The following is a 7,575-nucleotide window of genomic DNA, read 5'->3' as shown; positions in this document are numbered from 1 at the left end:
CATGTCCAAGGCAAAGTTTGAACGCAACAAGCCGCACGTGAACGTGGGCACGATTGGTCACGTGGACCACGGCAAGACGACGCTGACGGCGGCGCTGACGAAGGTGTGCGCGGAGGCCCGCGGCGGCGAGTTTCGTGCCTACGACCAGATTGACAATGCGCCCGAAGAGCGCGAACGCGGGATCACGATTGCCTCGGCGCACGTGGAGTACGAGTCGGATGCTCGTCACTACGCGCACGTGGACTGCCCTGGTCACGCCGACTATGTGAAGAACATGATCACTGGTGCGGCCCAGATGGACGGTGCGATTCTGGTGGTCTCTGCCGCCGACGGTCCGATGCCGCAAACGCGCGAGCACATTTTGCTGGCCCGCCAGGTGGGTGTGCCGTGCATTCTGGTCTACCTGAACAAGGCCGACATGGTTGACGACGCCGAGCTGCTGGAGCTGGTGGAGATGGAGGTTCGCGAGTTGCTGAGCGACTACGACTTCCCGGGCGACGATACGCCGATCATCACGGGCTCTGCGCTCAAGGCGCTGGAAGGCGACGACAGCGAGATTGGCGTGCCGTCGATTCTGCAGCTGGTTGAGGCGCTCGACACCTACGTGCCGGAGCCGGAGCGTGATCTGGACAAGGCGTTTTTGATGCCGATCGAGGACGTGTTCTCGATTTCCGGCCGTGGCACGGTGGTGACCGGTCGCGTCGAGCGCGGGATTGTCAAGGTGGGCGACGAGATCGAGATTGTCGGGATCAAGGACACGACCAAGACGACCTGCACCGGCGTGGAGATGTTCCGCAAGCTGCTCGACCAGGGTCAGGCGGGTGACAACGTGGGCGTTTTGCTCCGGGGCACCAAGCGCGACGACGTCGAGCGCGGCCAGGTGCTGGCCAAGCCGGGCACGATCACCCCGCACACCAAGTTCGAGGCCGAAGTCTACGTCCTGAGCAAGGAAGAGGGCGGTCGTCATACGCCGTTTTTCAAGGGCTACCGGCCGCAGTTTTACTTCCGGACCACGGACGTGACCGGTTCGGTGGAGCTGCCGGAAGGCGTGGAAATGGTGATGCCGGGTGACAACGTGCAGATGCAGGTTGAGCTGATCGCGCCGATCGCGATGGAAGAAGGCCTGCGTTTCGCCATCCGCGAAGGCGGCCGCACCGTCGGTGCCGGCGTGGTGGCAAAAATTCACGAATAACTCTGGCAATTCTGATAGAGCCGTTGCTATAATGGGCGGCTCGGATAAAGGGGCCCCTTCAGTCCGGGACTGAAGGGGCTCTTGATCTTCGGATCAAAGCAGTGGTCGCCCGAAAGAGCGGCCGGTTCGAGTTCTTTTACAGACTAAAGGCGTACGGCAATGGCCGAGCAAAAAATCCGTATTCGTTTGAAGGGTTTCGATCATCGTCTGATCGATCGGTCGACCCAGGAAATCGTGGATACCGCCAAGCGCACCGGAGCTCAGGTTCGGGGGCCCATCCCGCTGCCGACTCGCAAGGAGCGCTACACCGTCCTGATTTCCCCGCACGTCAACAAGGACGCGCGTGACCAGTACGAAATCCGGACGCACAAGCGGCTCCTGGATATCGTCGATCCCAACGACAAGACCGTGGACGCGCTGATGAAGCTGGACCTGGCCGCTGGCGTTGACGTCCAGATCAAGCTCTACTGACGGTTGCCGGAGAAGCAGACATGACGATCGGACTTGTTGGAAAGAAAAAAGGCATGACCCGCATTTTTGTCGAGGACGGCACCTCTGTCCCCGTCACCGTGCTCGAGGTCAATCCGAACCGGATTACGCAGATCCGCACCGACGATGGCGAAGGTTACACCGCCATCCAGGTCACCAGCGGCAGCCGCCGTGCGTCTTTGGTCAATCGCCCTCTGGCGGGTCACTACGCCAAGGCCGGCGTCGAGGCCGGCGAAGGCCTGTGGGAGTTCCGGCTCTCTGCCGACGAAATGGCGGATCTCCAGGTCGGCGGTGAGGTCTCCGTCGAGCGCTTCGAGGCCGGGCAGCGCGTGGATGTCACCGGCACCAGCAAGGGCAAGGGTTTTGCCGGCGTGGTCAAGCGCCATAACTTCCGCATGCAGGATGCGACCCACGGCAACTCGTTGTCGCACCGCGCACCCGGTTCCATCGGTCAGTGCCAGACGCCCGGACGGGTGTTCAAGGGCAAGAAGATGGCCGGGCATATGGGGAGCGAGCGCGTAACCACCCAGAATCTCGAGGTTGTTCGGGTCGATGCCGAACGCAATCTGATGTTGATTCGCGGGGCCGTCCCGGGTGCGCCCGGCGGGCATGTCTTTGTTCGGCCTTCGACCAAGGCCTGATGACTCAGGAGAGCGCAGTGATGGAACTTGCAGTCGCCGGCGGCGCGAACATCGAGGTCTCAGACCGTGTGTTCGGTCGCGAATTTTCCGAGCCGCTGGTTCACCAGGTGGTGATTTCCTACCTGGCGGGTGCGCGTGCCGGTACGAAGGCCCAGAAGAACCGCTCGGATGTTTCCGGCGGCGGGCGCAAGCCTTGGCGCCAGAAGGGTACGGGCAACGCGCGGGCTGGCACCATTCGCAGCCCGATCTGGCGCACGGGCGGCGTGACTTTTGCTGCGCGTCCGCGCGATTTCACCCAGAAGGTGAACCGCAAGCAGTACCGCAGCGCCATCAAGGCGATTCTTTCCGAGCTGGTGCGCCAGGAGCGTCTGGTCATCGTCGATGAGCTGAAACTGGCCGAGCCGAAGTCTCGGCTGGCGCGTGAATTGCTCGACGGTCTCGGTGTGGCCACCGGATTGCTGATCGATTCCGAGCCGGAGGGCAACCTGTATCTGGGTGCGCGCAACCTCCGCGGCGTCTTCGTGCTGGCGGCCGATCGTCTTGACCCGGTCAGCCTGGTCAGCGCCGAGAAGGTGGTCATGACCCGTGCGGCCGTGGAAAAAATTCAGGAGTGGCTGGCATGAACAACGAACGCATGTATCAGATCATCCGCTATCCGCATATCTCCGAAAAAACGGCGCGTCTGCAGGCCGATTCGAACCAGTACGTGTTCGAGGTCCTGAAGGATGCCGACAAGGCGCAGATCCGGCAGGCCGTCGAAGGCCTGTTTGAAGTCAACGTGGAAGAGGTGCGGGTTGTCAACGTCAAGGGCAAACGCAAGAGTTTTCGCTTTCGCTCAGGACGGCAGCGGGACTGGAAGAAGGCCTATGTGCGCCTGCGCGCAGGGCAGGTCATCGAAGATTTACAGGCAGACTGAGGTCTGGAACTGATAGCCGGGATTGAACAGACATGGCAATCGTCAAAGCAAAACCCACATCACCGGGCCGACGCGGCAAGGTCTCCATCCGCCACGATCACTTGTGGTCGGGTCGTCCCTACGCGCCGTTGCTGGAGTCGCAAAACTCTTCCGGCGGCCGCAATAATGCCGGTCGAATCACCACGCGGCACAAGGGCGGTGGGCACAAGCATCACTATCGCGTCATTGACTTCAAGCGCAACAAGGATGGCGTCAAGGGCATCGTCGAGCGCATCGAGTATGACCCGAACCGCAGCGCCCATATTGCGTTGATCAAGTACCTCGACGGCGATCGTCGCTATATCCTGGCTGCGCGCAACATGCGCGCCGGCGACGAGGTGCTCAGCGGCTCGGAAGCGCCAATCAAGCCCGGCAACGCCATGCCGCTGCGTGCCATTCCGGTCGGTACCCAGATTCACAACGTCGAGCTCAAGCCCGGCAAGGGCGGGCAGCTGGCCCGCAGCGCCGGCTCGGTGGTTCAGTTGGTGGCTCGCGAAGGCCAGTATGCGACCGTGTTGCTGCGTTCGGGCGAGATGCGCAAGGTTCTTACGCGCTGTCGCGCCACCATCGGACAGGTTGCCAATTCCGAGCACAATCTGGAAAAGCTGGGCAAGGCGGGCGCAAAGCGCTGGCGCGGAGTTCGGCCGACCGTTCGCGGCGTTGCCATGAACCCCGTAGACCACCCGCATGGCGGCGGTGAGGGGCGGACCTCGGGCGGTCGCCATCCGGTCACGCCCTGGGGTCAACAGACCAAGGGCAAGCGTACCCGGACCAACAAGCGCACCGGCCAGTACATCACGCGTTCTCGCAAGCGTAAATAGAGTCAAGGATTCACGATGCCACGTTCAATCAAGAAAGGGCCGTTTATCGATCATCACCTGGTTGCCAAGGTGGAGTCGGCCATTGAGACCAACAACAAGCGTCCGATCAAGACCTGGTCGCGCCGCTCCATGATTCTTCCGGACATGGTTGGCCTGACGATTGCGGTTCACAACGGCCGTTTGCATGTGCCGATCCTGATCAACGAGAACATGGTCGGCCACAAGCTTGGAGAATTTGCACCTACCCGGACCTTCAAGGGTCATTCGGGCGATCGGAAAACCAAGTGACGGGAATGACGGTGATGGAAGCGATTGCAAAGCTCAAGGGCGCCCGGATTTCCGCCCAGAAAGTTCGCCTGGTGGCTGACCAGATCCGCGGGCTGCCGGTCGAGCGGGCAGATGAGTTGCTGATGTTCAGCGACAAGAAGGCAGCACAGATTGTTCGCAAGGTATTGCTGTCGGCGGTCGCCAATGCCGAGCACAACGTCGGCGCGGACATCGATGAACTGAAAGTCGACCGTATCTGGGTCGATGAGGGGCCGACGATGAAGCGCGGCCGTGCGCGCGCCAAGGGTCGCTACACGCGCATCCTCAAGCGCAGTAGCCATATCACCGTCGTGCTGGCAGAGAGTTAAGGACAAGACATGGGTCAAAAGGTACATCCAAACGGTATTCGCCTGGGCATTTCCAAGGACTGGTCTGCCAAGTGGTACGCCGAAGGTGAGGAGTTTGCCGACTACCTCAACACCGATCTGAAGGCGCGTGCCTACCTCAACAAGGTACTGGCGCACGCGGCGATCAGCCATATTCAGATCGAGCGACCCGCCAAGTCCGCCGAGATTACGGTGCACACGGCCAGGCCCGGTATCGTCATCGGCAAGAAGGGCGAAGACATCGAAAAGCTCCGGCGTGAAGTCGGGCGGATCATGGGGGTGCCGACCAATATCCGCGTCAACGAGATTCGCAAGCCCGAGCTCGACGCCAAGCTGGTGGCTGAGAGCATCGCCCAGCAGCTTGAGCGGCGGGTCATGTTCCGGCGGGCCATGAAGCGCGCAGTCGGCAACGCCATGCGGCTGGGTGCGCTGGGTATCAAGGTTCAGGTTGGCGGACGTTTGAACGGCGCCGACATCGCACGCACGGAGTGGTATCGCGAGGGTCGGGTGCCGTTGCATACGCTACGCGCCGACGTCGATTACGGCGTGGCCGAGGCGGCCACCACTTACGGCGTCATCGGTATCAAGGTCTGGGTCTACAAGGGCGACGTCTTCGATCTGCATGCCGAAGGCAGTGCCGATAAAGCCGCCAGCCGAGGCGGTCGCAAGGAGAGCTAATCATGCTGCAGCCGAAACGCACAAAATTCAGAAAGCAGCAAAAAGGGCGCAATCGCGGTCTGGCCCTCGTGGGCAATCGCGTCAGCTTCGGGGAGTTTGGTCTTCAGGCCACCACCCGCGGCTTTCTGACCGCTCGTCAGATCGAGTCTGCACGACGCGCCATCACCCGCCACGTCAAGCGCGGCGGCAAGTTGTGGATTCGGGTTTTTCCCGACAAGCCGATCACCAAAAAGCCGGTGGAAGTCCGCATGGGCAAAGGCAAGGGCAACGTTGAGTACTGGGTTGCACCGATTCAGCCCGGTCGAATGATTTATGAAATCCAGGGCGTGAGCGAAGACGTGGCGCGCGAGGCATTTCGCCGCGCATCGGCCAAGCTGAGCGTCAAGACCACTTTTGTTGCGAGGTCCATGTCATGAAAGCCGCGGAATTGCGCCAGAAGGATGCCGCCGAGCTCAACGAGATGCTGCTCAAGCTGCGCAAGGAGCAGTTCGGGCTTCGCATTCAGCATGCCAACGGCACCTTGAACAACCGGAATGAAATGCGTCATGTGCGGCGTGATATTGCCCGCGTCAAGACGGTGCTCAACCAGCTCCAGGGTAAATCAGCATGAGTAACGAGAACAGGGTTCAGCGTAGCCAGACCGGTCGCGTCGTCAGCAACAAGATGGACAAGACCGTCACCGTTCGTCTGGAGCGGCTGGTCAAGCACCCGCTGTACGGAAAGTACATTAGGCGCTCGAGCAAAGTGCACGCTCACGACGAAAACAATGACTGTAACGAGGGCGACACCGTTCGCATCGCGCAGACCCGGCCGGTCTCCAAGACGAAAGCCTGGGCCGTGATCGAAGTGGTCGAACGCGCTCAGTAAGCGGAGCATATCGGCATGATTCAGATGCAATCCAGACTATCGGCCGCCGACAACAGCGGTGCGCGCGAGCTTATGTGCATCAAGGTGCTCGGCGGGTCGAAACGTCGTTACGCCAACATCGGTGATGTCATCAAGGTGACGGTGAAAGACGCCATTCCGCGTGGCAAGGTCAAGAAAGGCGAGGTCTACAACGCAGTCGTGGTCCGCACCGCCAAGGGTGTGCGTCGCCGTGACGGTTCGCTGATTCGCTTTGACGGCAACGCGGCCGTGCTGTTGAACAACAAGCTCGAGCCGATCGGTACCCGCATTTTCGGGCCGGTGACGCGTGAGCTGCGCTCGGAGCGATTCATGAAGATTGTTTCGCTGGCGCCGGAAGTGCTGTAAGGAGACTTCGATGGAACGTATACGCAAGGGCGACGAGGTCATCGTGATTGCCGGCCGGAGCAAGGGCCAGCGCGGTCACGTGCTCAAAGTCCTCAAGGACGCTCGGCTGCTGGTCGAGAACGTCAACATGACCAAGCGCCACCAGAAGCCGGATCCGCAGGCCCAGAAGCCGGGCGGCATCATCGAGCGGGAGGCGCCGATCGAGGCATCCAACGTGATGCTGTACAACCCGGCCACAGACCAGGGTGATCGGGTCGGATACAAGTTTCTGGAAGACGGCCGGAAAGTGCGGTTTTTCCGCTCGACCGGCGAAGTCGTCGATATCTAAGGGCTGATAAGAGCTATGGCTAGGCTGCAGGATTACTACCGCGATACCGTGATCGGTCAACTGACCGAGGAGTTCGGGTACCGCAACGTCATGGAAGTGCCGCGAATTGAAAAAATCACCCTGAACATGGGTCTCGGTGAAGCGGTGGGCGACAAGAAGGTCATCGACAACGCCGTGTCGGATATGGCCAAGATTGCCGGTCAGCGGCCGATCGTGACCAAGGCCCGCAAGTCGGTGGCCAGCTTCAAGATCCGCGACGGTTATCCGATTGGATGCAAGGTGACGCTGCGCCGTGACCGCATGTACGAGTTCCTCGACCGCCTGGTCAGCGTGGCGCTGCCGCGCGTGCGGGATTTTCGCGGTATTCCGCGCAAGTCCTTCGACGGCAGCGGGAACTACAGTCTTGGGGTGAAGGAGCAGATCATCTTCCCCGAGATCAATTACGACCAGATCGATTCGATTCGCGGCATGGATATCGCCATTACCACGTCCGCGAAAACCGACGAGGAAGGCCTGGCGCTGCTCAAGGCGTTCGGCTTCCCGTTTCGGGCTCGCTAAGGAGTATCC

The 7,575-nt window shown here is 61.0% G+C and carries 15 protein-coding genes; all 15 read left to right on the top strand.

Annotated features, from left to right (window positions below; genetic code table 11):
- Position 1: 1 nt before the first annotated feature.
- The 15 genes from tuf (at position 2) to rplE (ending at position 7,566) form a co-directional block, all read left to right on the top strand.
- Positions 2-1,192 (top strand): elongation factor Tu, encoded by a 1,191-nt coding sequence (tuf, locus tag G3I74_RS11875; protein ID WP_164209379.1) that lies wholly within the window; start codon positions 2-4, stop codon positions 1,190-1,192.
- A gap of 159 nt (positions 1,193-1,351) precedes the next feature.
- A complete protein-coding gene (rpsJ, locus tag G3I74_RS11870) occupies positions 1,352-1,663 on the top strand; it encodes a 30S ribosomal protein S10 (RefSeq protein WP_116650688.1) in 312 nt (103 codons plus the stop codon).
- A gap of 20 nt (positions 1,664-1,683) precedes the next feature.
- Complete coding sequence (gene rplC / locus G3I74_RS11865; RefSeq protein ID WP_164211824.1) at positions 1,684-2,322, top strand: 50S ribosomal protein L3; 639 nt, start codon at positions 1,684-1,686, stop codon at positions 2,320-2,322.
- Between the two features lie 20 nt (positions 2,323-2,342).
- Positions 2,343-2,945: a 50S ribosomal protein L4 gene (gene rplD / locus G3I74_RS11860; RefSeq protein WP_164211823.1), complete on the top strand. Its 603-nt coding sequence runs from the start codon at positions 2,343-2,345 to the stop codon at positions 2,943-2,945.
- Positions 2,942-3,238, top strand: coding sequence for a 50S ribosomal protein L23 (gene rplW / locus G3I74_RS11855; protein ID WP_164211822.1), 297 nt, complete (start codon positions 2,942-2,944; stop codon positions 3,236-3,238). Before rplD ends, rplW begins: the two co-directional genes overlap by 4 nt.
- 32 nt (positions 3,239-3,270) lie before the next feature.
- A complete protein-coding gene (rplB, locus tag G3I74_RS11850; protein WP_164211821.1) occupies positions 3,271-4,098 on the top strand; it encodes a 50S ribosomal protein L2 in 828 nt (275 codons plus the stop codon).
- 15 nt (positions 4,099-4,113) lie between these two features.
- Entirely contained in the window at positions 4,114-4,386 is a 273-nt protein-coding gene (gene rpsS, locus G3I74_RS11845) for a 30S ribosomal protein S19 (RefSeq protein WP_164211820.1), read from the top strand.
- 14 nt (positions 4,387-4,400) lie between these two features.
- Positions 4,401-4,733 (top strand): 50S ribosomal protein L22, encoded by a 333-nt coding sequence (rplV, locus tag G3I74_RS11840; RefSeq protein ID WP_164211819.1) that lies wholly within the window; start codon positions 4,401-4,403, stop codon positions 4,731-4,733.
- A gap of 9 nt (positions 4,734-4,742) precedes the next feature.
- A complete protein-coding gene (gene rpsC / locus G3I74_RS11835) occupies positions 4,743-5,429 on the top strand; it encodes a 30S ribosomal protein S3 (RefSeq protein WP_164211818.1) in 687 nt (228 codons plus the stop codon).
- 2 nt (positions 5,430-5,431) lie between these two features.
- Positions 5,432-5,845: a 50S ribosomal protein L16 gene (gene rplP / locus G3I74_RS11830; RefSeq protein ID WP_164211817.1), complete on the top strand. Its 414-nt coding sequence runs from the start codon at positions 5,432-5,434 to the stop codon at positions 5,843-5,845.
- Entirely contained in the window at positions 5,842-6,039 is a 198-nt protein-coding gene (gene rpmC, locus G3I74_RS11825) for a 50S ribosomal protein L29 (RefSeq protein WP_164211816.1), read from the top strand. Before rplP ends, rpmC begins: the two co-directional genes overlap by 4 nt.
- Positions 6,036-6,296: a 30S ribosomal protein S17 gene (gene rpsQ / locus G3I74_RS11820; RefSeq protein ID WP_164211815.1), complete on the top strand. Its 261-nt coding sequence runs from the start codon at positions 6,036-6,038 to the stop codon at positions 6,294-6,296. The genes rpmC and rpsQ overlap by 4 nt, the downstream gene beginning before the upstream one ends.
- A gap of 15 nt (positions 6,297-6,311) precedes the next feature.
- On the top strand, positions 6,312-6,680 hold the full coding sequence (gene rplN / locus G3I74_RS11815) for a 50S ribosomal protein L14 (protein WP_164211814.1): 369 nt from the start codon (positions 6,312-6,314) through the stop codon (positions 6,678-6,680).
- Between the two features lie 10 nt (positions 6,681-6,690).
- A complete protein-coding gene (gene rplX, locus G3I74_RS11810; RefSeq protein WP_164211813.1) occupies positions 6,691-7,008 on the top strand; it encodes a 50S ribosomal protein L24 in 318 nt (105 codons plus the stop codon).
- 15 nt (positions 7,009-7,023) lie between these two features.
- Positions 7,024-7,566 carry a 50S ribosomal protein L5 gene (rplE, locus tag G3I74_RS11805; protein WP_164211812.1) on the top strand — a complete coding sequence of 181 codons (543 nt, stop codon included), beginning with the start codon at positions 7,024-7,026 and terminating at the stop codon, positions 7,564-7,566.
- The last annotated feature ends 9 nt before the right edge of the window (positions 7,567-7,575 follow it).

This window comes from Wenzhouxiangella limi (assembly GCF_010499265.1).
In the GTDB taxonomy this organism is placed as follows: domain Bacteria; phylum Pseudomonadota; class Gammaproteobacteria; order Xanthomonadales; family Wenzhouxiangellaceae; genus Wenzhouxiangella; species Wenzhouxiangella limi.
The sequence above is the reverse complement of the archived record's forward strand: the minus strand, read 5'-3'. Positions and strand labels throughout refer to the sequence as shown.

Coding starts and splice junctions, on each gene's coding strand:
- tuf (WP_164209379.1), top strand. CDS start 2: ATGTCCAAGGCAAAGTTTGAACGCAACAAGCCGCACGTGAACGTGGGC.
- rpsJ (WP_116650688.1), top strand. CDS start 1,352: ATGGCCGAGCAAAAAATCCGTATTCGTTTGAAGGGTTTCGATCATCGT.
- rplC (WP_164211824.1), top strand. CDS start 1,684: ATGACGATCGGACTTGTTGGAAAGAAAAAAGGCATGACCCGCATTTTT.
- rplD (WP_164211823.1), top strand. CDS start 2,343: ATGGAACTTGCAGTCGCCGGCGGCGCGAACATCGAGGTCTCAGACCGT.
- rplW (WP_164211822.1), top strand. CDS start 2,942: ATGAACAACGAACGCATGTATCAGATCATCCGCTATCCGCATATCTCC.
- rplB (WP_164211821.1), top strand. CDS start 3,271: ATGGCAATCGTCAAAGCAAAACCCACATCACCGGGCCGACGCGGCAAG.
- rpsS (WP_164211820.1), top strand. CDS start 4,114: ATGCCACGTTCAATCAAGAAAGGGCCGTTTATCGATCATCACCTGGTT.
- rplV (WP_164211819.1), top strand. CDS start 4,401: ATGGAAGCGATTGCAAAGCTCAAGGGCGCCCGGATTTCCGCCCAGAAA.
- rpsC (WP_164211818.1), top strand. CDS start 4,743: ATGGGTCAAAAGGTACATCCAAACGGTATTCGCCTGGGCATTTCCAAG.
- rplP (WP_164211817.1), top strand. CDS start 5,432: ATGCTGCAGCCGAAACGCACAAAATTCAGAAAGCAGCAAAAAGGGCGC.
- rpmC (WP_164211816.1), top strand. CDS start 5,842: ATGAAAGCCGCGGAATTGCGCCAGAAGGATGCCGCCGAGCTCAACGAG.
- rpsQ (WP_164211815.1), top strand. CDS start 6,036: ATGAGTAACGAGAACAGGGTTCAGCGTAGCCAGACCGGTCGCGTCGTC.
- rplN (WP_164211814.1), top strand. CDS start 6,312: ATGATTCAGATGCAATCCAGACTATCGGCCGCCGACAACAGCGGTGCG.
- rplX (WP_164211813.1), top strand. CDS start 6,691: ATGGAACGTATACGCAAGGGCGACGAGGTCATCGTGATTGCCGGCCGG.
- rplE (WP_164211812.1), top strand. CDS start 7,024: ATGGCTAGGCTGCAGGATTACTACCGCGATACCGTGATCGGTCAACTG.